Source organism: Chryseobacterium sp. SIMBA_029 (genome assembly GCF_046535275.1).
Taxonomy (GTDB): domain Bacteria; phylum Bacteroidota; class Bacteroidia; order Flavobacteriales; family Weeksellaceae; genus Chryseobacterium.
Map to the genome: position 1 here is coordinate 1 of NZ_JAWRXA010000914.1, position 231 is coordinate 231.

The following is a 231-nucleotide window of genomic DNA, read 5'->3' on the forward strand; positions in this document are numbered from 1 at the left end:
CTTCTATTTTTAGCACCCGCTGTGGTGGATAATCAATTAATTCCAAATATCAATTAGTATGAAGAAACATATCATTATTGTTGGTGGTGGATTTGCAGGACTCAATCTTATAAAATCATTAAAGAATGATAAAAGATTTCTTATTACACTGGTTGATAAGAATAATTACCACTTTTTTCCTCCGCTTATTTACCAGGTTGCTACCTCTTTTATTCAGGCATCCAATATCAG

General features: G+C 32.0%; 1 protein-coding gene. It reads left to right on the forward strand.

The window, feature by feature from the left end:
* Positions 1 to 52 precede the first annotated feature (52 nt).
* Positions 53 to 231 (forward strand): FAD-dependent oxidoreductase (locus tag SB679_RS26495; RefSeq protein WP_410705431.1); only part of this gene is annotated, 179 nt, incomplete at its 3' end.